A 24,647-nucleotide genomic window follows, 5' to 3' on the forward strand; every position below is an offset into this window, starting at 1 on the left:
ACATGAGACCGCCGTGTACGTCTGCATCTGCAATGGGGTTACCGACCGCCAGATCCGCGAGGCCGTCGAGGCCGGCTGCGAAAGCGTCGCCGAACTGACCATGCGTACCGGCTGCGGCGCGACCTGCGGCACCTGCCTGCCGCTGGCCGCCGACCTGGTGGCCGAATACCGGGCCCGCGCCCTGTCCCTGCCGCTGCTGCAGGCGGCCTGAGCCTCGCCGGCCCGCGGCCGGCGATGCACACGATTCGCGTTACCTCGCCGCCGCCCGCGGCGCGCTAGAGTGCGCGCATCCCCCGCGCAGGAGCGAACCCGATGAAAGGCGACGCGAAGGTCATCGAGTACCTCAACAAGGCCCTGTACAACGAGCTCACCGCGATCAACCAGTACTTCCTGCACGCCAAGATGCTGAAGAACTGGGGGCTCAAGGAGCTGGCCGAGCACGAGTACAAGGAATCGATCGAGGAGATGCACCACGCCGACTGGCTGGCCGAGCGCATCCTGTTCCTCGAGGGCCTGCCGAACTTCCAGGCGCTGGGCAAGCTGCGCATCGGCGAGGGCCCGCGCGAGGCGCTGGAGTGCGACCTGGCGCTGGAACTGGAAGGCATCCCGCTGCTGCGCGAGGCCATCGCCTACGCCGATTCGGTCGGCGACTACGTCAGCCGCCAGCTGTTCACGAAGATCCTCGACAACGAGGAGGAGCACGTGGACTGGCTGGAGACCCAGCTGGACCTGATCGCCCGCATCGGCGAGCAGAACTACCTGCTCAGCAAGCTCGAGGACTGACCCGGGGTCGCCAGCCAGGCCAGCAGCGCCTCGCGCGCGCGGCCGAATTCGGCGATCAGCAGCGCCGCGGCCACCGCCGGCCGCTCCAGGGTGCCGGTGCGCGCCGCGGTCTCGATCCGGCGCGCCACCGACGACAGCGCCAGCGCGCCGATGTTGGCGCTGGAGGACTTGAGCGCATGCGCGGCCTCGCGCATGGCCGGCAGGTCGGGCGTGGCCGAGGCCTGCTCCACCTGGCGCACCAGCCGCGGCGCATCCTCCAGGAACAGGCGCACGATCGCGGTGGCGTCGTCGCCGGCGATCGCGCGCAGCTCATCCAGCATTTCCATGTCCAGCACCGGGATCCCGGCATCCACGGCCGACAGGGCCGTGGCCTGGGCGCCGCTGGCGCGCGCCGCGGGGGCCGCCGGGCGGACCGGGGTGATTGCCGGCGTGGCCGGAGCCGTGGAAGGCGGTGCAGGGTTCGCCGGAGCCATGGGGTGCGCAGGAGCCGCCGGCGTGGCCGGCCGACCGGCGGCCGGCGCGGCGGGGGCGCCTGGCGCGGTCGGTGCAGTCGGCGCCGGGGCCGGGCGCGGCGGTGTCGCCGCAACCCGCGACGGCTGGGTTGCGGGAGGCATCAGCGGGGCCGCGGGCCGGGCCGGCGGCGTGGCCACGGCCGGAGCGGGGGCCGGGCGCGCCGGGCCAGGGGCGGGCGCGGCGCGCGGGACCGGGCCCGGGGCGGCAGCCGACGCGGGCGTCGCCGCCGGCGGGACGCTGGGTGCAGGCCGCGCCGGGGCCGCGGACGCCGCGGGCGCAGGCGCCTGGGCGGCGGCGGGCGCCGGGCGCAGCCAGCGCCGCAGGCAGGCATCGAGCTGCTCGCGCGCCACCGGTTTGGACAGGTAGTCGTCCATGCCCGCGTCCAGGCAGCGCTGGCGGTCGCCGGCCATGACGTTGGCGGTCATGGCCACGATCGGCAGGCGCCGGCCGCCGCGCACCGCTTCCTGCTCGCGCCAGCGCCGGGTGGCGCTGTAGCCGTCCAGCACCGGCATCTGGCAGTCCATGAAAACCAGGTCGTACTCGGCCGCGGCCAGGCGCGCCAGCGCGGCCTCGCCATTGGTCGCGGTGTCGCAGGCGTAGCCCAGCACCGACAGCAGCTTCTGCGCCACCAGCAGGTTGACGGGGTTGTCCTCCACCAGCAGCAGGCGCGCCGCATGCACCGGCGCCGGCCCGGCCGCCGGCGCGGGAGATGCAGGCGGGGCAGGGGGCGCAGCCGGGGTTTCCGGTGCCTGCGGTGCCGGGCCCGGCTCGGCGCCGGCCAGCCCGCCGCCGGCCAGCGCGCCGGGGGTGTCGTCGTCGCCGCCCGGGGCGGTGTCGGCGGCCGTGCCCGCACCATCGCCGGCCGGTTCCTGCAGCGCGGCGCGCAGCTCGGCGTCCGCCGCCATCCGCGGCACCAGCTCGGCGCCCTCGCGCAGTTCCCCCGGCACCTCCGCGCCGTACAGCCACAGCAGGCGGATGCCGGCGTAGGCCGGGGTCCGGGCCAGCGCCCGGTACAGGGCGCGCGCGCTGTGGCGCAGGCCGTCGTGGTCGGCCAGGACCGCGACGTAGGCGCCGCGTGCCTGGCGCGGGAGGGCATCGCCGCGCAGCCGTTCCAGCGCTTCCTGCGGCGATTCGACCGCGTCCACGGCGTAGCCCCACGGTGGCAGCAGCAGGCCCATGCGCTGGCGCAGGCGCACGTCCGGGCTGACCACCAGCACCTGGCGCAGTTCTGCGCCACCGGTCTCGCCGCGCTGCAGGTCGCCGACCACCTTCAGCAGCGGGATCTCGAACCAGAAGGTGGAGCCGCGGCTGGGCTCGGATTCCACCCCGATGCGTCCGCCCATCAGGTCGACGATGCGCTTGCAGATGGCCAGGCCCAGGCCAGTGCCGCCGTACAGGCGGGTGGTGGAGGCGTCGGCCTGGCTGAAGGCACGGAACAGGCGCGCCTGGATGTCCGGGTCGATGCCGATGCCGGTGTCGCGCACCTCGAAGCGCAGCAGGTGCTGCGCCGGGGTCTCGCCCAGCCGGCGCACGGCCAGGGTGACCCCGCCGCGCTCGGTGAACTTGACCGCGTTGCCGACCAGGTTGCCCAGCACCTGGCGCAGCCGCACCGGGTCGCCGCGCACCGGCAGGCGCACGTTGGGGTCGATCTCCAGCTCCAGCCGCAGGCCCTTGTCCTCGGCCGGGCGGCGCATCAGCTGCAGCATCGCCTCCAGCGGCTCGCGCAGGTTGAAGGTGGTGATCTCCAGCTCAAGCCGGTTCGCCTCCAGCTTGGAGTAGTCGAGGATGTCGTCGACGATCCGCAGCAGCTGCAGCGAGGACTCGTGCGCGGTGCGCAGCATCTGCCGCTGGTCCTCGGCCAGGGTGCCGTGCCCGATCAGGTCCAGCATCGGGATGATGCCGTTGAGCGGGGTGCGGATCTCGTGGCTCATGGTGGCCAGGAACTCGCCCTTGGCCAGGGCCGCGGCCTCGGCCGCCTGCTTGGCCTGCAGCAGCTGCTGCTCGAGCTTGTCGTGGCGCTGCAGCTCGCGCTGCAGCTGGTTGCGCTCGTGCTCGGCCGTGGCCGCGCGCGCCAGCGCCGTGTCCAGCACCGCCGCGGCGCGGCGGGTGGCGAACAGGGTCACCAGCGCGGCCACCAGCCCGGCCAGCGCCAGGCCGCCGGCCAGCGCCACCCAGGGCCCGGGGATCCCGGCCAGTGCCAGGGCCAGGGCCAGCAACGCCGCTGCCATCGCGCCTGCGGCGGCAGCCGGCCACGGGCTGCGGGAGGCGGGCGCGGCCATGGCTAGAGCACCGCGTTCTGGAAGTCGAAGTCGAGCTCGCTGCCTACCGAGCTGACCAGGTTGCCCTGCACGAAGTCGATGCCGGCCATCCACATCGCCGCGGCGGCCTGCGGATCCTCGATCTGCTGGCCGACCACCAGCAGGCCGAAGCCATGGGCCTTGTCAATGGTGGCGCGCAGCTGGTCGCGCAGGCCCTGGTCGGTGTGCGCGCCGGCGAAGCGCCCGGCCATGCGCACGTAGCCCAGCGGCAGCTGGCCCAGCAGCGCCTCGGCCTCCGGGCCGGGCTCGTACTGGCTGAGGCAGAACTGCACGCCGGCCTCCACCAGGCGGCGGCAGAACGGGGCGAGGGCCACGCAGTGGACCAGGGCGTCGGCCAGGCGCAGGTCGATGATCACCGCGCCACCGTCGATGGCGCGCGCGCCGATCGCCTGCAGCAGCCAGTCGGCGTAGGCCTCGCGGGTGAGCGTGCGCGGCGACTGCGAGACGAACAGCTGCAGCGGGTTGCCCTCGCGCGCGCGGCGCGCGATCAGGTCCAGCGCGTGCTCCATCACCTGCTGGTCCAGGTCGGTGATGCGGCCGCTGGCCTCCGCCGTGGGCACCACCTGGCCGGCCGACAGCACCGTGCCGTCGGCCTGGCGCAGGCGCATCAGCACCTGGTATCGGGCCTGTTCGCTGCCGGCCACCGCCACCACCGGCTGGTAGGCCAGTTCGATCTCGCCTTCCAGCAGGGCCAGCTGTTCCTGTGCCTCCTGGGTGCTGGGCGGCACGTAGCCGCACACGCCCTCCGGCAGCAGGCGCGCCTGCAGCGCGGCGCGCTCGGTCGCCTCCAGCGCGGCGGTGGCGTGCTCGAAGCCGCCGGGCAGGGCGGCGTGGCCGACCGCGCTGCGCAGCTGCAGCGGCTCGCCCTCGCGCACCTGGAAGGTTTCGGTGGCCAGGCGCGCGCGCATCTCCGCGGCGATCGCCTGCAGCTGGTCCGGGACCGCGTCGCGGACCAGCGCCAGGAAGCTGTTGTCGTTCAGGCGCGCCAGCGGCGCCGGCGCCACGATCAGCGCCAGGCGGCGGCCGGCCTCGGCCATCAGCCGCTCGAACGCGGCGTAGCCGAAGCGCTCGCGCAGGCTCAGCGCGCCGGCGACCTCGACGAAGAACAGACCGGCGGTGGCGCCGGCGGCAAGCATCTCCTCCACCTGCTGCAGCAGCCAGCTGCGGGTGGCCAGGCCGGTGTCCGGGTGGCTGCGCAGGGTCGGCACCGCGATCGCCGGCGCGGCCGCGGCCTCGCGCTGCGCGCGCCGGCGCTGGATGCGGTTGGCCACCGCGGCGATCAGGTGGCGCGGACGCACCGGCTTGACCAGGCAATCGTCGGCGCCGGCTTCCAGCACCTCGAACTGCAGGTCCGGGTCCGGTTCGCCGGTGAGGAACACGATCGGCAGCAGCTGGCAGCCGGGCTGCTGGCGCACCAGGGTGGTCAGGCGGCGGCCGTCCACGCCCGGCAGGTGCAGGTCCATCAGGATCAGGTCCGGCTCGAACCGGGTGATCGCCTCGATCAGGCCCTCCGGCTGCATCAGCACCTCGGCCTGCATGCCGGCGCCGTGCAGCACGCTCTGCGCGAACAGCGCCTGCGGACGGTCGTCCTCGACCACCAGGATGCGGTACGGGGCCTCTTCGCCGGTGCTGAGCACCGGGGCCGGGGTCGGCACCGGGCCGGACGGGGCCACGGCGGCGGGCGGCGGCACCGCGGCGCCCACGCGCGCGGCGGGAGCGGCCGCGGCTTCGGCCGCCACGTCCGCGGCGTCGCGGGTCCAGCGGCGCCAGTAATGCGGTGGCGGGGTTTCGGCGCGTATGCGCTGGCGCGCCGCCGGGTCCTCCGGCGTGGGCGCAGGATCTCGTGCGGCCATCAATGGCTCCCCTATTGGGCCTGCATTATGTGACCAATCCCTCCATCCGGTACAACCCTGGGCGGTCCGCAACGGTTCATCGGGCGGCCAGCAGGCGGCGCATGCCGCGCGCCATCAGCCGCCAGATCCACCACACCAGCAGCGCGCCGAGCACGGTGGTGCCGACCACCAGCGCCAGCGCCAGCCATGGGTGTGCCAGCGCCAGCGCCAGGCCGCCGACCACCACGGTGTCCTCGGCCGCCGAGGCGGCCCAGTTGCTGGCCGGTTCGGGGGAGGTGTTGAGCAGGGCGCGGGTGCCGGACTTGAGCGCGTGGCTGGCCAGGGCCACGCCCGCGCCGGTGGCCAGCGCGCCGGCGCCGAGCTCGCCGTCCGGCGACAACGCGGCGGCGGCCAGGAAGGCGCCCGCCGGGATCCGCGCCAGGGTCTGCAGCAGGTCCCAGACCGAGTCCACCCCGGGGATCTTGTCGGCCAGGAATTCGGCCACCGCCAGCGCCCCGGAGGTGCCCAGCACCCACCACGACTGCGTGGCCTGCAAGGCCGGCGGCAGCTCGACCCAGCCGAGCAGCCCGGCCAGGCCCACGCCGAACACGGTCAGGTAGGCGCGGATGCCGGCCATCCAGGCCAGCAGCAGGCCGATCACGAAGACGTGGGCATCGGTCATGGCGGCTCCTTGCGGAGGGGACACGGGGCCAGGGCGGGGCGGCTCCGGCCGCCGGCACCGGGGCGGTTACACTGCCCGGCCATCGGCCGCAGTATAGGCAGAAACGACGGCATGACCCGATGACAGGATCGTCCTCACGCTTTCGCATCGTCCCGCGCCGTGGTTCCGGGCGCGCATGGAAGATCGGCCTCGCCTGCGCCTGGCTGCTGAGCCTGGTGGTGGTGGGCCTGGTGGCCACCCGGCTCGCCGCACCGGGGCTGCAGCAGGTGCGCGAGGGCGCGCGCCAGGCCCGGCACGAGGCCGAGCAGCTGCGCCGCCAGCTCGAGGAACTGAACCAGCGGGTGGTGACCCTGGAACGCTCGGACCAGATCAGCCGCGCCGCCAACATCGAACTGCAGGCCTCGCTGGCCGCGCGCGACGAGGAGATCGCGGCGCTGCGCACCGACGTGGCGTTCTACGAGCGCCTGGTGGGCGCGACCAGCCAGCGCAAGGGCCTGAGCGTGCACTCGATCGAGTTCGCCCCGGAGGAGGGCGGCACCTGGCGCTACCGCGCGGTGCTGACCCAGAACCTCAACCGCGGCGCGATCAGCCAGGGGCAGATGCGCTTCACCGTGGAGGGCGTGCGCGACGGCAAGCTCGCCAGCATCGGCTGGAACGAGCTGCTGCAGCGCCCGGACGCGCCCGGCCAGCCGTATTCCTTCAGGTATTTCCAGGAACTGGACGGCAGCGTGATGCTGCCCAAGGATTTCACCCCGCAACGTGTGCGAGTCTTGCTGCGCGGCAACGGAGGGGGTGCCGAGCAGACTTTCGACTGGAAAACCGCCGGCAGCGGGGGAGGCAGGTAACGTGTTCGGAAAGAAGAAGTCCGGCCAGCGCAACGGCTACACCATCGATACCCTGGTGGGCCCTGAGGTGGTGATCCGCGGCGACCTGGAATTCAGCGGCGGCCTGTACGTGGAAGGCCGCATCGAGGGCCGGGTGCAGGCGGTCCAGGGCAAGCCCGCCAGCCTGGTGCTGGCCGAGGGCGGCAGCATCGCCGGCGGGATCCACGTCCCGGTGGTGGTGATCAACGGCACCGTGGTCGGCGACGTGCACGCATCCGAGCGGGTGGAGCTGGGGCAGCAGGCGCGGGTGGAGGGCGATGTCCACTATGCCGTGGTGGAGATGAGCGCCGGTGCCCAGCTGACCGGCCGCCTGGTCCACGCCCAGCCGCCGGCGACCCGCGCCCTGCCGGCGCCGGAACAGCAGCCGCGGGAAGCCGCCAAGGCCGGTTCCGGCGAGGCGATGGCGACCGCCGAGGCTTGAACGGGGGGCGCCACGCCCCCATGCTGGCAGCATGATTCCGCTTCCCACCGTTCCCAGCTACCAGCAGCTGGACCAGCCGCTGCGCTTCAGCAGCGCCGCCGCGGCCAAGGTCCGCGAGCTGATCGCCGAAGAGGGCAACGCCGACCTCAAGCTGCGCGTCTACATCCAGGGCGGCGGCTGTTCAGGCTTCCAGTACGGCTTCGAGTTCGACGAGAACCAGGCCGAGGACGACATGGCCGTGAACACCGACGGGGTGACCTTGCTGGTCGACCCGCTGAGCCTGCAGTACCTGATGGGCGCCGAGGTCGACTACAGCGAAGGCCTCAGCGGCGCCCAGTTCGTGATCCGCAACCCCAACGCCAAGACGACCTGCGGCTGCGGCAGCAGCTTCAGCGTCTGACCGCGGCGGAGGCCAGGCCGATGGCCACGTCCACCGCGGCGGCCGCGTTGTCCGGTTATGCCTTCGGCGACGCCGGGCTGGACCGCTCCGACGCCCTGCGCGGCGACGCCGCCGCCCTGCGCGCGCTGTGGCCGCGGGCGCGGCTGCTGCTGCTGGACGCCGAGGGCCGCGCCGCCGCCGACGGGTGCGGCCAGCCGCTGCCGCTGGCCGGCACCGACCTTCCCGACCGCTTCGACCAGGCCGTATTCCTGGGCCTGGACGGCAGCGGCCAGCCGCATTTCGCCCTGCAGGCGCCCGCCGGGCAGGCGGTTCGGCAATGGATCGACCTGCGCCGCGCCGCTGGCGCCTGGCCGCCCACCGTGGCCGGCGCCTTCGCCTATGCCCGCGGCATGCTCCACTGGCGGGCCCGCAACCGCCACTGCGGTGCCTGCGGCGCGGCGGTGGAATTCCAGCGTGGCGGGTTCGTTGCGCACTGCCCGGCCTGCGGCAGCGACCACTACCCGCGGGTGGACCCGGCGGTGATCGTGGCCGTCAGCGACGGCGAGCGGCTGCTGCTGGGGCGCCAGCCCGGCTGGGTGCCGGGGCGCTGGTCGGTGCTGGCCGGGTTCGTGGAGCCGGGCGAGACCCCCGAGCAGGCGGTGGTGCGCGAAGTCCACGAGGAAACCGGGGTGCGGGTGCGCGACTGCCGCTACCTGGCCGCCCAGCCCTGGCCATTCCCTGGCTCGCTGATGCTGGGCTACATCGCCCGCGGCGAGCCCGACCTGCCGCGGATCGACGGCGAACTGGAGGCGGCGCGCTGGTTCACCCGCGAGGAAGTCGGCCAGGCCCTGGCCCGCGGCGACGACGCCAGTGGCGGCCCGGTCCTGCCGCCCTCGCTGTCGATCGCGCGGGCGCTGGTCGAGTACTGGTACGCCGAGGGCGCGCCGGCGGTGACCGCCGCCCGCGCCGCCGGCTAGTATCCGCGGCACGGAGGGAGCATGTTCACGACCCTGGTCGCGGTGATCATCGCCCTGGTGCTGGGCCACGTGGCGCCGGCCGTGCTGGCGCCGGCGCGCAGCTTCGGCTGGTACGCGCGCTGGCAGGCCTGGCTGGCCGCGCAGCTGGCCGACGGCGGCCCCTGGCGCACCCGCTGGGGCATCGCCTTGGCGGTGCTGCCGCCGGTGCTGCTGGTGCTGGCCCTGCAGCTGGCGCTGGGGCGGGTGCTGTACGGCCTGCCGGGGCTGCTGTTCGGCGTGCTGGTGCTGGTCCTGGCCTGGGGCCCGCGCGACCTGGACGTGGACGTGGAAGCGGTGCTGGACGCCGAGGACCCGGCGACCCGCAAGGCCCGCCTGGACCAGCTGGCGGCCGAACCCGGGCAGGTGGTGGCCGAAGGCCCCGGACTGCCGGCGGTGATGGCACGCGCCGCCCTGCGGCGCTGGTTCGCGGTGCTGTTCTGGTTCCTGCTGCTGGGCCCGGCCGGGGCGGTGCTGTACCGCCTGCTGGAGCGTTCGGCGTTCGCCGGCCAGGTCCGCCAGCTGCCCGAGGACAACGCCGCCGGACTGCTGTGGCTGCTGCGCTGGATGGAATGGCCGGTGGCCCAGCTGATGACCCTGGCCCTGGCCCTGGCCGGCAACTTCGACCTGGTCAGCCGTGCCTGGCGGCACAAGGGCGGCGCCGGCTGGAACCCGGAAAGCCGGTTCCTGGAGGCGGCAGCGCGCGCGGCGGTGGTCGGCGAGCTGGCCGAGGAAGACGCCGAGGACCTGGAGGCCGGCCGCGTGCCCGCGCGCGGCGAACTGGCCGAGCTGCGCGACGCGATGAACCTGATCTGGCGGGCGCTGTTGCTCTGGCTGGCAGTGCTGGCCCTGCTGATCCTGGCCGGCTGGGCCGGCTGAGCGGCGCGCGCCGCGCCAGGCAGGCATCAGGGCTGGCCACGACGAAGGCGTCGCCACGCGCCAGCGGCCTCACCGCCCGGGCTGGCGTTGCCCTAGACCGGTGCGAGCAGCGTGAACGGAAACCACGGAAGGTTCCGCAGGATCCAGTACCCCGGCAACACCGCCAGCCACAGCTTCGGCGCCAGCACCCAGCGCATCAGCGGTGCCAGCAGCCGCGGCTGCCAGCCGCCGGACCAGGCCAGCATCAGCGGGGTCAGGCCCAGCGCCAGCAGGCCCAGCGGGTTCATCGAGAAGGCCCGCACCAGGTCGCCGTGCACCAGCGCGTGCATGGCCCGGGTCAGGCCACAGCCGATGCAGAACCAGCCGGTGAAGGCGCGGAACATGCATGGCGGGAACGGGTTGCCGGCCACGTTGGGATCGTAGGTGCGCAGCAACCACACGCCGGCGCCGGCCGCCACCGCGGCCGACGCCAGCATCGCGATCCGCAAGGGCCGCGACAGGGCCATGGATCAGCCCTGCATCTGCTGCATCATCTGCATGTACTCGGCCATGCCGCCGGTGGCCAGCGCCCAGATGTTGAGCAGCAGGCCGATGATGGCCAGCGCGGTGGCCACCCAGCACCAGGTCTTGGCATTGGCCGAGGCGCGGCGCGCGCCCTCCAGGTCGCCGCGGTCGAGCAGCGAGTTGACCTTGCTGGCGAACACGATGGCGACGATGCCGACCAGCCCCAGCGGGCAGCACAGGCAGGTGGCCAGGATCGTGGAGATGATGGCCCAGGCCAGGTGGTTGGGAACCGGCTCCTGCACCGGCGCGGCGGACTGGGGGGACGGTGGCGGAACGTAGCTCATCAGGTTGCTCCAGCAGGGAAGGAAAGGCCGTGGCGGGCCTGACACCGGCCGGCGGCATGCCGGCGCGGGCACCGGGCCCGGTGCTGCAGGGGCGGACAGCTGCGGTCGCGGATGGTGGCGTGCCGCGCGTGCGGCGGCGCGCCCGTCGTCCGCGGCGCGGTTGCCCGGGCCCCGGTTGCCGGAATACAGGTGCCACGTCCCATGGCGTTGTTCGGCGCGTCCATGCTGGCGTACATCCCCCCGGACAACAGCCGCAAGCCTAACCGACCGGCCACTGGCGGCAAAAGCCGCGCCGTGGCGCGTGGCTCATGCATCGTCGCCGCGCAGTTCGCGCACGCGTGCCTCCAGCGCCTGCGCCGACACCGGGCCGGGCAGCGGCGCGGCGGCGATCACCTCTACCCGCGCGCGCAGCCGGCGCGGCACGCGCATGCGGCCCAGGCGCGAATCGCGCCGGCTCCACATGCTGGCCCACATGCCGCGCAGCGCCATCGGCACCACCGGCACCGGGCGCCCGGCCGCGGCGGCGCGTTCCAGGATCCGCTCCACCCCGGACCTGAACGGCGCGATCCCGCCGTCCTTGGTCAGCGCGCCCTCGGGGAAGATGCACACCAGCTCGCCCTCGGCCAGCGCGGCGTCGATCGCGTCGAACGCGCGCTGCATGCGCTCCGGGTCCTCGCGCGCGCCGGCGATGGGGATGGCGCGGGCGGTGCGGAAGATCCAGCTCATCACCGGGATGTCGAAGATCCGGTAGTACATGACGAAGCGCACCGGGCGCGGGATGCTCGCCGCCAGGATCAGCGCGTCCATGTAGCTGACGTGGTTGCACACCAGCACCGCCGCGCCCTCGTCGGGCACGTGCTCCTCCACGCCGCGCACGCGCAGCCGGTACAGCGCCCGCACCAGCACCCAGCTGAGGAAGCGCATCAGGAACTCGGGCACCAGGGCGAAGATCCACGCCGCCACCAGCACGTTGGCGATCGCCATGGCCAGGAACAGCTGCGGGCTGCTCCAGCCCAGCATGCCCGCGCCCAGTCCGACCACCGCCGCCAGCACGATGAAGCCGGAGTTCTGGATGTTCAGCGCGGCAAACACCCGCGACATGCGCGAGGACGGCGTGCGGCTCTGGATCAGGGCGAACAGCGGCACCACGAAGAAGCCGGTAAACACGCCGATGCCCAGCAGGTCGACGACGATGCGCAGGCTGCCGGGCTGGGCCAGGAAGCCGGCCACGTCCAGCCCGGTGGCCGGCGGCGCGCCGGGGCGGGCGAAGTAGAGGTCCAGCAGGAACGCGCTCATGCCGGCCGCGCCCAGCGGCACCAGGCCGATCTCCACGGTGCGCGCCGACAGCTTCTCGCAAAGCAGCGAGCCGGTGCCGGTGCCGACCGAGAACAGCGCCAGCACGAAGATGTACAGCGTGGCCGAGCCGGAGGCGCCGCCGAGGTTGAGTTCGGCGTAGGCCGGCAGCTGCGAGGTGACGATGGTGCCGAAGAACCAGAACCAGGACACGCCGAGGATGGCGTTGCGCACCGCCGGCTGGGCGCGCGCCATGCGCAGCACCGCCAGCGACTCAGGCAGCGGGTTCCAGCCGATCTTCAGGTCCGGCGCGCCGGCGTCCACCCGCGGGATCATGCGCGCCACCAGGTTGCCGGCGATGGCCAGCGCCACGATCGCCGCGGCCGCTGCCTCCGGGCCGTGCGCGCCGGCGAGCTGGAAGATCAGGCCGCCGGTGATCATGCCGCCGAGGATCGAGATCGAAGTGCCCATCTCGACCAGGCCGTTGCCGCCGGTCAGTTCCTCGGGCTTGAGGATGGCCGGCAGCACCGAGTACTTCACCGGGCCGAACAGGGTCGACTGCAGGCCGGTGCAGAACAGCGCCACCAGCAGCAGCGGCATGGACTGCAGCAGGAAGCCCACCGCCGCCAGCGACATGATCGCGATCTCCATGCTGGTGGTGACCACGATCAGGCGCTGCTTCTCCAGCTTCTCCGCCACCTGCCCGGCGATCGCCGAGAACAGGAAGTAGGGCGCGATGAAGATCGCCGGGGCGATGACCGCGTAGGTCGAGCGCTCCTCGGCGCTGACCCCGAGGAAGAACAGCAGGCCGATGATGGCCTGGCGGTAGACGTTGTCGTTGAAGGCGCCGAGCGCCTGCACGATGAAGTAGGGCAGGAAGCGGCGCTGGGTCAGCAGCGCGAACTGGCTGTGGGCGGCCATGCGGCTCTCCGCGGGACTGGCGCGGAGCCTAGCAGAGCGCCGGGTCGCGGTGGACATGCGCGGCGTGGACGGCGCACCCGACCGTTGCCTTGCGTGCCGCGCCGGCCGCGCCGGCTTACAGTGGGCGCGGTACCCCCGTTTCCGGAGTCCTGCGTGGACGCCCATGCCCTGATGCCGGCCGCCTTCCTTGGCCACGGCAGCCCGATGAACGCGCTGGAGCGCAACCGCTACACCGAGGCCTGGCGCGCCTTCGGCGCCACCGCGCCGCGGCCGCGCGCGATCCTGGCGGTGTCGGCGCACTGGTACGGCAACTTCACTGCGGTAACCGCCATGCCCAGGCCGCGCACCATCCACGACTTCTACGGCTTCCCGCAGGCGTTGTTCGACGTGCAGTACCCGGCGCCGGGCCTGCCGGAGCTGGTGGAGGAGGTGGCCGACGCGGTGGCGCCGGACCAGCTCGGCGCCGACCTGGACGGCTGGGGCCTGGACCACGGCACCTGGTCGGTGCTGGTGCATGCGTTCCCGCAGGCCGACGTGCCGGTGGTGCAGCTGTCGATCGACGCGCGCAGGCCGCCGGAATGGCACCTGGCCCTTGGCGCCAAGCTGGCCGCGCTGCGTTCGCGCGGGGTGATGGTGATCGGCAGCGGCAACGTGGTGCACAACCTGCGCGCGATCGACTGGCACCGGCCCGACGGTGCCTTCGACTGGACCCGCCGCTTCGAGGAGGCCGCGCGCGAACTGATGCTGGAACGGCCGCACGACGCGCCCTCGCTGGTATCCCACCCCGACTACCGCCTGGCCGTGCCCACCCCGGACCATTTCCTGCCGCTGCTGTACATCGCTGGCCTGGCCGCCGCTTCCGGGCATCCGGCGCGGCCGCTGGTGGAGGGCTACGCCTACGGCTCGCTGTCGATGACATCGTACGGCGTGGACAGCCATGGCGCGGCCGCCGGCGCTGGCCCGGGCGCCGCCCCGATCGAGACCTCGCTGCCGGCGGAGCAGGCCAACGTCTAGTGCGGCAGCCGGCTACCATCGGCCATCCCCGCGCCGGAGCCGAGTGATGAAGCCGTCGATCCTGCCAGGCCTGCTGGCCGCGCTGCTGGGCATGGCCCTGCCCGCGTCCGCCGCCGAATCCGCCACCACCAGCGCCATCGCTGCGGCCAGGGCGCAGTACCCGGCGATGGTGGAGTGGCGGCGCGATTTCCACCGCCATCCGGAGCTGGGCGGACACGAGGCCCGCACCGCTGCCGCCATCGCCCGCGAGCTGCGCGCGCTGGGACTGGAGCCGCGCACCGGCATCGCCCGCACCGGCGTGGCCGCGGTCCTGCGCGGCGGCAAACCCGGCCCGCGCATCGCCCTGCGCGCGGACATGGACGCGCTTCCCGTGGAGGAGGCCACCGGCCTGCCGTTCGCCTCCACCGCGCGCTCGACCTATCGCGGCCAGCCGGTGGGGGTGATGCACGCCTGCGGCCATGACCTGCACGTGGCGATCCTGCTGGGCGTGGCCCGCGCGCTGGCCGAACGCCGGCAGGAACTGGCCGGCGAGGTGATGTTCGTGTTCCAGCCCTCGGAGGAAGGCCCGGACGAGCCCGGTGCGCGGTTCGGCGCGCGGTTGATGCTGGACGAGGGCGTGTGGAAGGACTTCCGCCCGGAGGCGGTGTTCGGCCTGCACGTGTGGTCCGCGCTGCAGGTGGGCCAGGTCGGCTTCCGCAGCGGGCCGTTGCTGGCCAGCGCCGACGAGTGGGCCCTGACGGTGCGTGGCCGCCAGACCCATGGTTCGCGGCCGTGGGATGGCGTGGACCCGATCACGGTGGCTGCGCAGATCCTGCTGGGCACCCAGAGCATGATCGCGCGCCAGGTGAACATCGCCAGCACGCCGGTGGTGCTGACCGCGGGCCAGTTCAACGCCGGCGTGCGCTTCAACATCATCCCGGACGAGGCGAAGCTGGTCGGTACCTTGCGCACCTTCGACCCGGCCGTGCGCGAGGACGTGATCGCGCGCTTCGGACGCATCGCCAGCGATTACGCACATGCGGCCGGCGCCACGGCGAAGCTGGAGGTGGTGAACACCGCGCCGGCCACGATCAACGAACCGCAGCTGGCGCGACGCGTGCTGGCCTCGCTGCAGGCCGCCGCCGGCGCGGAGAACGTGGTGGAAATGCCGCTGCAGACCATCGCCGAGGACTTCTCGCAGTTTGCCAACGAGGTGCCGGGCGCGTTCTTCCTGGTCGGCACCACGCCGGTCGGGCAGGATCCGGCGCAGGCGCCGATCAACCACTCGCCGCACTACGCGCCGGACGAGGCGGCGCTGGAGCATGGCGCGAAGGCGATGCTGCAGGTGGTGCTGGACTACCTGGGCGGCGCGCCCGGCTGAGCCCTCAGCGGATGCGCGGCTGCGCCGCGAACCACGGCCGCAGCCGTCGCAGCGCCTCCTCCACGTGCACCGTGGCCGGGGCGAAGCTGAAGCGGATGAAGCGGTGGCCATCGACGGGGTCGAAGTCCACGCCGGGGGCCAGGGCCACGCCGGTGTCCTCGAGGATGCGCCGGCACAGGCCAAGGCTGTCGTCGGCCAGGTGGGCCACGTCGGCCCAGATGTAGAACGCGCCGTCGGGCGGGGCGATGCGCTCCAGGCCCAGGTCGGGCAGCGCCTCCAGCAGCAGCTGGCGGTTGCGCGCGTAGGTGGCGCGATGGCCTTCCAGCTCCTCCGTGCAGTCCATCGCCACCAGCGCGGCCTGCTGGCTGGGCGAGGGCGGGGTCAGGAACAGGTTGCCGGCATAGGCACGCGCGGTGTCCACGTGCGACGGCGGCACCAGCAGCCAGCCCAGGCGCCAGTCCACCATCGAGTAGTACTTCGAATAGCTGTTCACCACCATCGCGTCCGGCGCGTATTGCAGGATCGAGTGCGCCGGCTGCGTGTAGTGCAGGCCGTGGTAGATCTCGTCCGACAGCAGGACGATGCCGCGCTGCCGGCACACGTCCGCGATGGCGCGCAGCTCGCCGGGTTCGATGATGGTGCCGGTGGGATTGGCCGGACTGGCGAGGATGACGCCGGCCGGTGCAGGATCCAGCGCGGCGATCGCCGCCGCGGTGAGCTGGTAGCGGCTTTCCGGTCCGCAGCCGATCTCCACCGGCTGCAGGCGCGCGGCGATGGCGGTGTTGCGGTAGGCGATGTAGCCGGGGCGGGCGAAGGCGATGCGGTCGCCGGCCTCGAAGCGGGACAGCATCGCCAGCAGCAGCGCCGGCGATGCGCCGCAGGTGAGGACGACCTGCGCCGGATCCACCTCCACGCCGTAGGCGTCGCGGTAGTGGCGGGCGATGCGCGCCCGCAGCGGCACGCTCTCCCAGTAGCCGGGCGGATCGCGGTCGAGCCCCTCGCGCACCGCCGCCAGTGCCGCGGCCGGCGCCGGCGTGGAAGGCTGGCCGAACTCCATGTGCACCACGGAGCGGCCCTGGGCCTCCAGCGCACGCGCCAGCTGGCTGATGGCGATCGCGCGGAACGGCTCGACCCGGCCGGCCATGGCTCAGTTGCCCTGCTCGCGGGCGATCGCGCGCCAGCCGATGTCGCGGCGGCAGAAGGCGTGTTCCCAGCGGATCGCGTCCACCCCCGTATAGGCGCGGCGCTGGGCGTCGGCCACGCTGTCGCCCAGCGCGGTCACGCACAGCACGCGGCCGCCGGCGCTGACGACCTTGCCGTCGGCATCCAGTGCGGTGCCGGCATGGAACACCTTCACGTCGGCCGGGACCGCGTCCAGGCCGTGGATGGGGTCGCCGGTCACCGGCGATTCCGGGTACGGGCGCGCGGCCATCACCACGCCCAGCGAAGGGCGCGGATCCCACTGTGCCTGGACCTCGTGCAGGCGGCCGTCCAGCGCGGCCTCGACCAGGTCCAGCAGGTCCGACTGCAGGCGCAGCATCACCGGCTGGGTCTCCGGATCGCCGAAGCGCACGTTGAACTCGATCACCTTCGGCGCGCCGGAGGCATCGATCATCAGCCCGGCGTAGAGGAAGCCGGTGAACGGGATGCCGTCGGCGGCCATGCCGGCCACGGTCGGTTCCACCACCTCGCGCATGATCCGCGCGTGCACGTCGGGGGTGACCACCGGCGCCGGCGAGTACGCGCCCATGCCGCCGGTGTTGGGGCCGGTATCGCCATCGCCCACGCGCTTGTGGTCCTGCGAGGTGGCCATCGGCAGGGCGGTGCGGCCATCGACCATCGAGATGAAGCTGGCTTCCTCGCCCTCGAGGAATTCCTCGATCACCACGCGTGCGCCGGCATCGCCGAAGGCATTGCCGGAAAGCATGTCGCGCACCGCGGCCTCGGCCTCCTCCAGGGTCATGGCGACGATCACGCCCTTGCCGGCGGCCAGGCCGTCGGCCTTGACCACGATCGGCGCACCCTTCTGGCGGATGTACGCGAGGGCGGCCTCGACCTGGGTGTGCACCGCGTAGAACGCGGTGGGGATGCCGTGGCGGGCGAGGAAATCCTTGGCGAAGGCCTTGCTGCCTTCCAGCTGCGCGGCCGCGGAGGTGGGGCCGAAGATGCGCAGCCCGGCTTCGCGGAAGCGGTCGACCACGCCGGCCACCAGCGGCACCTCGGGTCCGACCACGGTCACCGCCACGCCTTCGTCGCGCGCAAGCTGCAGCAGCCCCTCGAGGTCGGTGACCTTGACCGCGGCGTTGCGGCACTTGGCCTCGGCGGCGGTGCCGGCATTGCCGGGGGCGACGATCACTTCGCTGACGCGCGCCGACTGCGCGAGCTTCCATGCCAGCGCGTGCTCGCGCCCGCCGGAACCGATGACCAGGACCTTGCTCATGAGGGAAGGGAATCGCGGGAAAGGGAACGCGATTCTAGCCTGCCCGCCGGGTCCGGCCTTCCGCGCGCGGCGCTTTCGCCGGCAACCACCGCGACTGGCTCAGGGCTTCTCGTGGTGGCCGAAGGCCGGATGCAACACCACCTCGCCGGCCGAAGCGGCATCGGTGAAACGCAGGGCCTGGAACGCGCCCTGCGGCGCCCCGGGCAGGGTCAGCAGCGGATCGGCGACGAAGCCGAAGCGGCCGTAGTAGGCCGGATCGCCCAGCACCACGCAGCCGTTGGCCTGGCGTTCCTGCAGCGCCAGCAGCCCGGCGTGGACCAGGGCGCTGCCGATGCCATGGCCCTGGTCGGCCGGGTCCACCGCCAGCGGGCCCAGCACGTACCAGGCGTCGCCGTCGCGCGAGGGCCGTGCCGGGGAGAAGGCGACGTAGCCGGCCACGCGGCCGTCGATGTCGGCCAGTAGCGAGACCGCCAGCGCGTCGTCCAGGCGCAGGCTGTCCACGGTGCGGGCCTCCAGTTGGCCCGCGCCCGGGGATCCGGCGAAGGCGGCGCGCAGCACGGTGCAGATGGCGTCGGCGTCGCCGGGGCCTTCCTCGCGGATCCACATGGCAGCCTCCTTGTGCATGGCCGGCCCATGGGCGGGCGGCGTGCCGGGCAAGGTAGCGGCGCGGCGGCGAACGCCGGGTGATGCCGGTTGGTGCGCAACGTGCAGCGGCCGCGCCCCGGGGGACGCGGCCGCGCCCATGCCCGCCGGCGGAGGGCGCTCAGTGGCGGAAGTGGCGCACGCCGGTGAACACCATGGCGATGCCGTGCTCGTCGGCCGCGGCGATCACCTCGGCGTCGCGCATCGAGCCGCCGGGCTGGATCACCGCCTTGATGCCGGCCTCGGCCGCCGCGTCGATGCCGTCGCGGAACGGGAAGAACGCGTCGGAGGCCATCACCGAACCCTCGACCACCAGCCCGGCGTCGGCGGCCTTGATCCCGGCGATGCGCGCCGAGTAGACGCGGCTCATCTGCCCGGCGCCGACGCCGATGGTGCGGTTGTCCTTCGCGTAGACGATGGCGTTGGACTTGACGAACTTGGCCACCTTCCAGGCAAACAGCAGGTCGGCGAACTGCTGTTCGGTGGGGGCCAGCTTCGTCACCACCTTCAGCTCGTCGCGGGTGACCACGCGGTCGTCGGCGGTCTGCATCAGCAGGCCCGAGCCCACGCGCTTGAGGTCGATGAAGCCCGGCGACGGCGGCGCCATCGGGATCCGCAGCACGCGCACGTTGGCCTTCTTCTTCGCGTACTCCAGCGCGCCTTCGTCGTAGTCCGGGGCGATCAGCACCTCGACGAACTGGCGGTCGAGGATGGTCTGCGCGGTGGCCGCGTCCAGCGGGCGGTTGAAGGCGATGATGCCGCCGAAGGCGCTGGTCGGGTCGGTGGCGTAGGCTTGCTCGTAAGCCTCGCCCACGCCGGCGGCCACGGCCACGCCGCAGGGGTTGGCGTGCTTGACGATCACGCAGGCCGGGGCGTCGAACTGGCGCACGCATTCCCAGGCCGCGTCGCTGTCGGCGATGTTGTTGTAGCTCAGCTCCTTGCCCTGCAGCTGGGTGAAGGTGGCCAGCGAGCCGGGCGCCGGGTGCAGGTCGCGGTAGAACGCGGCCTGCTGGTGCGGGTTCTCGCCGTAGCGCAGGTCCATGACCTTGACGAAGCTGCCGTTGGCCTGGGCGGAGAAGGCCGCGCGCACCGGCACTTCGGCGCTGGCGTCGGTCACGGCCGACAGGTAGTTGCTGATCGCAGCGTCGTACTGGGCCACGCGGTTGAACGCGGCCACCGACAGGGCGAAGCGGGTGGCGGCCGAGAGCTTGCCGTCGTTGGCCTCCAGCTCGGCCAGCAGGCCGGCGTACTGCTCCGGCGAGGTGGCCACCGCGACCCGGGCGAAGTTCTTGGCCGCGCTGCGCAGCATCGCCGGGCCGCCGATGTCGATGTTCTCCACCGCCTCGGCCAGGGTGCAGTCGGCGCGGGCGGTGACCTGCTCGAACGGATACAGGTTCAGCACCAGCAGGTCGATCGGGGCGATGCCGTGCTCGGCCATCACCGCATCATCCAGGCCCGCGCGGCCGAGCAGGCCGCCGTGGACCACCGGGTGCAGGGTTTTGACCCGGCCGTCCATCATTTCCGGGAAGCCGGTGACCTCGGACACGTCCCTGACCGGCAGGCCGGCCTCGCGGATGGCGCGGGCGGTGCCGCCGGTGGACAGCAGCTCGACGCCACGCGCGGCCAGGGCGCGGGCCAGGTCGATCAGGCCGGTCTTGTCGGAAACGGACAGCAGTGCCCGGCGCACGGGCAGGAAATCGGCGGTCATGGGTGGGCAGCAGGGTGCGGGGAAAGAGGCGGAATTATAGCCGCCGCCCCCGGGGCCGCCCGCGGGCTCAGACCAGCCCGTAGTCCTTCAGCTTCTTGCGCAGGGTGGCGCGGTGGATCCCCAGCAGCGCCGCGGCGCGGCTCTGGTTGCCGTCGCAGTGGTTCAGCACCTCGACGAACAGCGGGATCTCCATCTCGCGCAGGACGATCTCGTAGACGTCGTTGGCTTCCACCCCGTCCAGGTCGCGCAGGTAGCGGCGCACCGACTGCGCCACGTGCTCGCGCAGGGGCGGGCGGGGGGCGCTGCGGCCGGCGTCGGCGCGGGAAGGGGCGTTCTGCTGCACGTGGGATTCCGTTGGATGATGCGCGTGCATCGAGCGGGTTGGGGAGTCTAGCGCGGCCGCCCGGCCGCTGCCATTGGCCATCAGTGGAACCTGAAGGAGAACGCCACCGTGCCCGGCGCCGGCTCCTGCACCACGAAGGTGACCTGCGCGCTCTGCCCGGGTGCGAGCAATCCTTCCGGCGCCTCGCCCAGGTATTGCTCCGGCGCGAACACGCCGCTGCCGGTGGTGCGGCCGTCGGCATCGGCCAGCGACAGCTGCAGCAGCGGCCAGGGCTGGGCCCAGCGCGCATCGTTGCGGAAGGTGGCGTCCACGCGCAGGGTGCCCGGCGCCTGGCCCGGGCGCACGCTGCGCTCGACCATGGTGAATGCGCCCGGCTCGCGCCAGTCCGGCAGGCTGCAGCGCAGCACGCCGCAGGCCTGCAGCAGCAACGGGCGCCATTGCGGATCGGCCGCCAGCCGCGCGCGGTCGGCCAGCAGCACCTGCAGGCCGAGCAGCAGGGCCAGCAGCACCACCAGCGGCCACTGCCAGCGCGCGCGCCGCGGGCGCGCCGCGTTGGTGCGTGGTGCGGCGGACGCCTGCGCCGGCGTGGCATGCAGGGCGACGACGGACGGTGCATCCGCGGCGATGGCCGGTGGCGGCTGCGGCGTGGACCGCGGCTCGGGCTGCGGTTGCGGGATGGGCTCCGGTCCGGGCGCAGGGTCTGCTGCGGCGGATGCCGCTTCCGGCGCGATAGCCGCTGGCGGCGTCGGTTCGTCATCCAGCAGGGTGGCCAGCGCCGGCGGTGCAGCCGCGCCTGCCACGGCCGGACCGCTGGCGGCCGATGCGCCGGGATCGGCCGCCAGCGGCTTGCCGCAGCGCGGGCAGGCCTCGGGCCGCGGCTGGCCCGACAGGTGGGTGACCAGGAAATCGCAGTGCGGGCAGGCGGTGAACATGCCCGCTATTCAACCATGCGCCCGCGGCCGGCGCAGGCGCCTTAGCGGCGCACGCCGTCGATCCGCACCCAATCGCCGTCGACGCTGGCCTGCAGCTCGTCGAACCAGGCCGCGTAGCGCTGCAGCAGTTCGCCTTCCTGGCCCTCCAGGATGCCGGACAGGGCGATGCGCCCGCCCGGGGCCACGCGCGCGGCCAGGGTGTTGGCCAGCGCATCCAGCGCCGAGGCGAGGATGTTGGCCACCACCACCGGATAGGTCGCTTCCGGTTCGTCCTGCGGCAGGTACACCGCCAGCTGGCCTTCGACCTCGTTGCGCAGCGCGTTGTCGAGCGAGGCCTGCAGCGCCTGCGGGTCGTTGTCCACGCCCACCGCCTGCGCGGCGCCGAGCTTCAGCGCGGCCAGGGCGAGGATCCCGGAGCCGCAGCCGAAGTCGAGCACGCGCGCGTCCTGCAGCAGGCCTTCGCCGGCCAGCTGGTCCAGCCAGCGCAGGCACAGCGCGGTGGTCGGATGGGTACCCGAGCCGAACGCCAGGCCCGGGTCCAGGCGCACCACCGCGGCATCGGCCGCGGTGGCCTCGGCCGGCAGTTCGTGGTTCCACGGCACGATCCAGGTGCGCGCGCCGAAGCGCATCGGCTGGAACTGGTCGAGCCAGACCCGCTCCCAGTCCTGGTCCTCGACCTTGCGGAACGAGGCGCTGCTCCAGTCCAGCGACGGGTCGAACGCCTCCAGCGCGGCCAGCAGGGCCAGCGCGTCGACGTCGGCGTCGAACAGCGCGCTCAGCACCAGCGACTTCCACACCGGGGTCTCGCCCACGCCGGGTTCGAGGATGGCGCGCTCGTTGGGAGTGTCGGCGTCGGCGTCCAGCAGGGTCACCGACAGCGCGCCCACGTCCTCCAGCGCGCGCTCGTAGCGCGGCTGCTCGGCCTCGGTGCTGCGCAGGCTAAGTTCAAGGTAGGGCATGGGCGTGGGCGGTTGCGGTGTGGGGGCGCGATTGTCTCACGCGGGGCCTGCGCTGGCCGCAAAGGGAAAGGGCCGGCATGGCCGGCCCCAGGTGCCACCTGCCCGGCGCGGCGCGCCGGGGCGTTCCCGAGGCGGCGCCGCGCAGGCGGGTTGTCCTCACCCCAGTGCGATCGACTGGTTCTTGCGCTCGGCCAGGCGCTTCTCCAGGTAGTGGATGTTCTGGCCGCCGGCCTGGAAGCCCTTGTCGCGCATGATCCGCTGCTGCAGCGGGATGTTGGTCTTGATGCCGTCGACCACCATCTCGCTCAGGGCCACGCGCATGCGGCAGATCGCGGTCTCGCGGTCCGGACCGTGCACGATCAGCTTGCCGATCATCGAGTCGTAGTTCGGCGGCACGCGGTAGCCCTCGTAGATGTGGGTGTCCACGCGCACGCCCGGGCCGCCCGGGGCGTGGAAGTGCTGGATCAGGCCGGGGCTGGGGAAGAAGGTCTCCGGGTCCTCGGCGTTGATGCGGCACTCGATGGCGTGGCCGTTGAGCACCACGTCCTCCTGGCGGATGCGCAGCTTGTGGCCGGCGGCGATGCGCAGCTGCTCGGCCACCAGGTCGATGCCGGTGACCATCTCGGTGACCGGGTGTTCGACCTGGATGCGGGTGTTCATCTCGATGAAGTAGAAGCGGCCGTTCTCGTACAGGAACTCGAACGTGCCGGCGCCGCGGTAGCCGATGCGGATGCATGCCTCGACGCAGACCTTGCCGATCTCCGCGCGCTGCTCGGCGGTGATGCCCGGCGCCGGCGCCTCCTCGACCACCTTCTGGTGGCGGCGCTGCATCGAGCAGTCGCGCTCGCCGAGGTGGATGGCGTTGCCCTGGCCGTCGGCCAGCACCTGGATCTCCACGTGGCGCGGATTCTCCAGGTACTTCTCCATGTACACCTCGCCATTGCCGAAGGCGGCCTTGGCTTCGCTCTTGGTGGTCTCGATCGCGGCCCTGAGCGCGGCCTCGGAGTGGACCACGCGCATGCCGCGGCCGCCGCCGCCGCCGGCGGCCTTGATGATCACCGGGTAGCCGATCTCGCGGGCGATCCTGGCGTTGGCGGCGATGTCGTCGCCCAGCGGGCCGCCGGAGCCGGGCACGCAGGGCACGCCGGCGGCCTTCATCGCCCGGATCGCCTCGACCTTGTCGCCCATCAGGCGGATGGTGTCGGGCTTGGGGCCGATGAAGATGAAGCCGGACTGCTCCACCCGCTCGGCGAAGTCCGCGTTCTCGGACAGGAAGCCGTAGCCGGGGTGGATGGCCTGGGCATCGGTCACCTCGGCGGCGGCGATGATCGAGGCCATGTTGAGGTAGCTGTCGGTGGACGGCGCCGGCCCGATGCAGACCGACTCGTCGGCCATGGCCACGTGCTTGAGGTTGCGGTCCACGGTGGAGTGCACGGCGACGGTGCGGATGCCCAGCGCATGGCAGGCGCGCAGGATCCGCAACGCGATTTCGCCGCGGTTGGCGATTACGACTTTATCGAGCATGGGATTGGGCCCGTGATTCGTGATTCGTCATTGGTAATTCGTAGTAGGCCGGCTCGTCGCGCGCGGCTGCGGTGTCGTCGATCGACCTGATCAGCGCGTTGAGGCGCGCGAAGGTGCGATCGAGCAGCTGCAGGAGGTCCTGGTCCGGGGCGGCGAGGCCGAGCCGCGGAGCCAGCGCCAGCTGCGTATCCAGTTCGGACAGCGAGCCGCGCGCAATCAGCAGGAAACGTACGAGTTCAGGGGCATAGCGACGGGCGGCGCCTTCGGCGATGTTCGATGGCACGCTCACGGCGGCCCGGCGCATCTGCGCCGTCAGACCGTACCGTTCCTCCGCGGGAAAGCCGGCCGAGTACGCGTACACCAGGGCGGCAAGTTCCATCGCATCGCGCCATGCATCCAGGCGCTGGTGCGGCCGCTCCTTCGAATCACCAATCACGAATCACCAATCCCGTCGTGATCGGCGTTTAGCCGATCACGAACAGCGGCTGGTCGAACTCCACCGGCTGCCCGCTCTCGCACAGGATGGCGACCACGGTGCCGGAGACGTCGGCCTCGATCGGGTTGAACATCTTCATCGCCTCGATGATGCCGAGGGTGTCGCCGGCCTTGACCTGCTGGCCGACGGTGACGAAGGCCGGCTTGTCCGGGGCCGGGGCGGCGTAGAAGGTGCCGACCATCGGCGCGCGCACGACCTGGCCCGGCGGCAGGTCGCTGCCCGGCTTGGGGGTGCCGCCGGTGGCGGCCTCGACCGGGGAGCTCATCGGCATCGGCGCGGCGGCCGGGGCCGCGGCGGGCGAGCGCACTTCCAGCGAGGCGGCCGGGGCGGCCACCGCCACGCCCTGCGGGATGCGCGACAGGCGCACGCTTTCCTCGCCTTCCTTGATCTCGATTTCGGCGAGGTTGGATTCTTCCAGCAGGTCGATGAGTTTCTTGATCTTGCGCAGGTCCATGGTGGCCTC

At 72.9% G+C, this 24,647-nt stretch carries 25 protein-coding genes; 9 read left to right on the forward strand and 16 right to left on the reverse strand.

Features of this window, described 5'->3' with window-relative positions:
- Nucleotides 1–13: 13 nt before the first annotated feature.
- On the forward strand, nt 14–211 hold the full coding sequence (locus tag EIM47_RS01135) for a (2Fe-2S)-binding protein (protein ID WP_125075839.1): 198 nt from the start codon (nt 14–16) through the stop codon (nt 209–211).
- A gap of 101 nt (nt 212–312) precedes the next feature.
- A complete protein-coding gene (gene bfr, locus EIM47_RS01140; RefSeq protein WP_019399995.1) occupies nt 313–783 on the forward strand; it encodes a bacterioferritin in 471 nt (156 codons plus the stop codon).
- Here the strand turns inward: bfr and EIM47_RS01145 are convergent.
- The 3 genes from EIM47_RS01145 to EIM47_RS01155 all read right to left on the reverse strand — a co-directional run bounded on the left by EIM47_RS01145 (nt 756) and on the right by EIM47_RS01155 (nt 6,128).
- On the reverse strand, nt 756–3,524 hold the full coding sequence (locus EIM47_RS01145) for a hybrid sensor histidine kinase/response regulator (protein WP_125075840.1): 2,769 nt from the start codon (nt 3,522–3,524) through the stop codon (nt 756–758). The two genes, bfr and EIM47_RS01145, sit on opposite strands and share 28 nt — an antisense overlap.
- Before the next feature lie 53 nt (nt 3,525–3,577).
- A complete protein-coding gene (locus tag EIM47_RS01150; RefSeq protein WP_125075841.1) occupies nt 3,578–5,467 on the reverse strand; it encodes an EAL domain-containing response regulator in 1,890 nt (629 codons plus the stop codon).
- 76 nt (nt 5,468–5,543) lie between these two features.
- Nucleotides 5,544–6,128 carry a DUF4126 domain-containing protein gene (locus EIM47_RS01155; RefSeq protein ID WP_019398799.1) on the reverse strand — a complete coding sequence of 195 codons (585 nt, stop codon included), beginning with the start codon at nt 6,126–6,128 and terminating at the stop codon, nt 5,544–5,546.
- 119 nt (nt 6,129–6,247) lie between these two features.
- Here EIM47_RS01155 and EIM47_RS01160 point away from each other — a divergent pair, with 119 nt between their 5' ends.
- The 5 genes from EIM47_RS01160 to EIM47_RS01180 are packed head-to-tail and all read left to right on the forward strand — an operon-like array spanning nt 6,248 to nt 9,704.
- Nucleotides 6,248–6,973, forward strand: a complete 726-nt coding sequence (locus EIM47_RS01160) for a DUF6776 family protein (RefSeq protein ID WP_019398800.1) — start codon at nt 6,248–6,250, stop codon at nt 6,971–6,973.
- Nucleotide 6,974: 1 nt separating this feature from the next.
- On the forward strand, nt 6,975–7,433 hold the full coding sequence (locus tag EIM47_RS01165; protein ID WP_019398801.1) for a polymer-forming cytoskeletal protein: 459 nt from the start codon (nt 6,975–6,977) through the stop codon (nt 7,431–7,433).
- 31 nt (nt 7,434–7,464) lie between these two features.
- Nucleotides 7,465–7,833 carry an iron-sulfur cluster insertion protein ErpA gene (gene erpA, locus EIM47_RS01170; protein WP_019398802.1) on the forward strand — a complete coding sequence of 123 codons (369 nt, stop codon included), beginning with the start codon at nt 7,465–7,467 and terminating at the stop codon, nt 7,831–7,833.
- A gap of 20 nt (nt 7,834–7,853) precedes the next feature.
- Complete coding sequence (nudC, locus tag EIM47_RS01175) at nt 7,854–8,789, forward strand: NAD(+) diphosphatase (RefSeq protein WP_019398803.1); 936 nt, start codon at nt 7,854–7,856, stop codon at nt 8,787–8,789.
- A gap of 21 nt (nt 8,790–8,810) precedes the next feature.
- Entirely contained in the window at nt 8,811–9,704 is an 894-nt protein-coding gene (locus EIM47_RS01180; RefSeq protein WP_019398804.1) for a membrane protein, read from the forward strand.
- Between the two features lie 92 nt (nt 9,705–9,796).
- Here the strand turns inward: EIM47_RS01180 and EIM47_RS01185 are convergent, their stop codons facing one another.
- The 3 genes from EIM47_RS01185 to EIM47_RS01195 all read right to left on the reverse strand — a co-directional run bounded on the left by EIM47_RS01185 (nt 9,797) and on the right by EIM47_RS01195 (nt 12,766).
- Complete coding sequence (locus tag EIM47_RS01185; protein WP_164514527.1) at nt 9,797–10,180, reverse strand: DUF2752 domain-containing protein; 384 nt, start codon at nt 10,178–10,180, stop codon at nt 9,797–9,799.
- Nucleotides 10,181–10,213: 33 nt separating this feature from the next.
- Complete coding sequence (locus EIM47_RS01190; protein WP_019398806.1) at nt 10,214–10,552, reverse strand: CD225/dispanin family protein; 339 nt, start codon at nt 10,550–10,552, stop codon at nt 10,214–10,216.
- Between the two features lie 306 nt (nt 10,553–10,858).
- Nucleotides 10,859–12,766: an MFS transporter gene (locus tag EIM47_RS01195; protein WP_125075842.1), complete on the reverse strand. Its 1,908-nt coding sequence runs from the start codon at nt 12,764–12,766 to the stop codon at nt 10,859–10,861.
- Nucleotides 12,767–12,919: 153 nt separating this feature from the next.
- On the opposite strand from EIM47_RS01195, the gene ygiD reads away from it, so the two are divergent.
- Both ygiD and EIM47_RS01205 read left to right on the forward strand, forming a co-directional pair.
- Nucleotides 12,920–13,780, forward strand: coding sequence for a 4,5-DOPA dioxygenase extradiol (ygiD, locus tag EIM47_RS01200; RefSeq protein ID WP_125075843.1), 861 nt, complete (start codon nt 12,920–12,922; stop codon nt 13,778–13,780).
- Between the two features lie 46 nt (nt 13,781–13,826).
- A complete protein-coding gene (locus EIM47_RS01205; protein ID WP_125075844.1) occupies nt 13,827–15,140 on the forward strand; it encodes a M20 family metallopeptidase in 1,314 nt (437 codons plus the stop codon).
- 4 nt (nt 15,141–15,144) lie between these two features.
- Here EIM47_RS01205 and EIM47_RS01210 read toward each other — a convergent pair whose 3' ends face one another.
- From EIM47_RS01210 to accB, 10 genes are all read right to left on the reverse strand, one after another.
- Nucleotides 15,145–16,284, reverse strand: coding sequence for an aminotransferase class I/II-fold pyridoxal phosphate-dependent enzyme (locus tag EIM47_RS01210; protein ID WP_125075845.1), 1,140 nt, complete (start codon nt 16,282–16,284; stop codon nt 15,145–15,147).
- A 3-nt stretch (nt 16,285–16,287) separates the two neighbouring features.
- Nucleotides 16,288–17,580, reverse strand: coding sequence for a phosphoribosylamine--glycine ligase (gene purD / locus EIM47_RS01215; RefSeq protein WP_125075846.1), 1,293 nt, complete (start codon nt 17,578–17,580; stop codon nt 16,288–16,290).
- Nucleotides 17,581–17,679: 99 nt separating this feature from the next.
- A complete protein-coding gene (locus EIM47_RS01220; RefSeq protein ID WP_240626126.1) occupies nt 17,680–18,186 on the reverse strand; it encodes an N-acetyltransferase in 507 nt (168 codons plus the stop codon).
- Between the two features lie 157 nt (nt 18,187–18,343).
- Nucleotides 18,344–19,930 (reverse strand): bifunctional phosphoribosylaminoimidazolecarboxamide formyltransferase/IMP cyclohydrolase, encoded by a 1,587-nt coding sequence (gene purH, locus EIM47_RS01225; RefSeq protein ID WP_019398813.1) that lies wholly within the window; start codon nt 19,928–19,930, stop codon nt 18,344–18,346.
- Nucleotides 19,931–19,997: 67 nt separating this feature from the next.
- The gene (gene fis, locus EIM47_RS01230) at nt 19,998–20,273 is read right to left on the reverse strand and encodes a DNA-binding transcriptional regulator Fis (protein ID WP_028914542.1); all 276 of its coding nucleotides are present in this window, start codon (nt 20,271–20,273) and stop codon (nt 19,998–20,000) included.
- Between the two features lie 80 nt (nt 20,274–20,353).
- Nucleotides 20,354–21,205: a DUF3426 domain-containing protein gene (locus EIM47_RS01235; protein ID WP_084220782.1), complete on the reverse strand. Its 852-nt coding sequence runs from the start codon at nt 21,203–21,205 to the stop codon at nt 20,354–20,356.
- A 41-nt stretch (nt 21,206–21,246) separates the two neighbouring features.
- Complete coding sequence (prmA, locus tag EIM47_RS01240) at nt 21,247–22,164, reverse strand: 50S ribosomal protein L11 methyltransferase (RefSeq protein ID WP_019398816.1); 918 nt, start codon at nt 22,162–22,164, stop codon at nt 21,247–21,249.
- Between the two features lie 156 nt (nt 22,165–22,320).
- Nucleotides 22,321–23,688, reverse strand: coding sequence for an acetyl-CoA carboxylase biotin carboxylase subunit (accC, locus tag EIM47_RS01245; RefSeq protein WP_019398817.1), 1,368 nt, complete (start codon nt 23,686–23,688; stop codon nt 22,321–22,323).
- Complete coding sequence (locus EIM47_RS01250; RefSeq protein WP_125075848.1) at nt 23,678–24,124, reverse strand: four helix bundle protein; 447 nt, start codon at nt 24,122–24,124, stop codon at nt 23,678–23,680. Before EIM47_RS01250 ends, accC begins: the two co-directional genes overlap by 11 nt.
- A 28-nt stretch (nt 24,125–24,152) precedes the next feature.
- A complete protein-coding gene (gene accB / locus EIM47_RS01255) occupies nt 24,153–24,638 on the reverse strand; it encodes an acetyl-CoA carboxylase biotin carboxyl carrier protein (RefSeq protein ID WP_019398819.1) in 486 nt (161 codons plus the stop codon).
- Nucleotides 24,639–24,647: the final 9 nt, after the last annotated feature.

This window comes from Pseudoxanthomonas sp. SGT-18 (assembly GCF_003931645.1).
In the GTDB taxonomy this organism is placed as follows: domain Bacteria; phylum Pseudomonadota; class Gammaproteobacteria; order Xanthomonadales; family Xanthomonadaceae; genus Pseudoxanthomonas.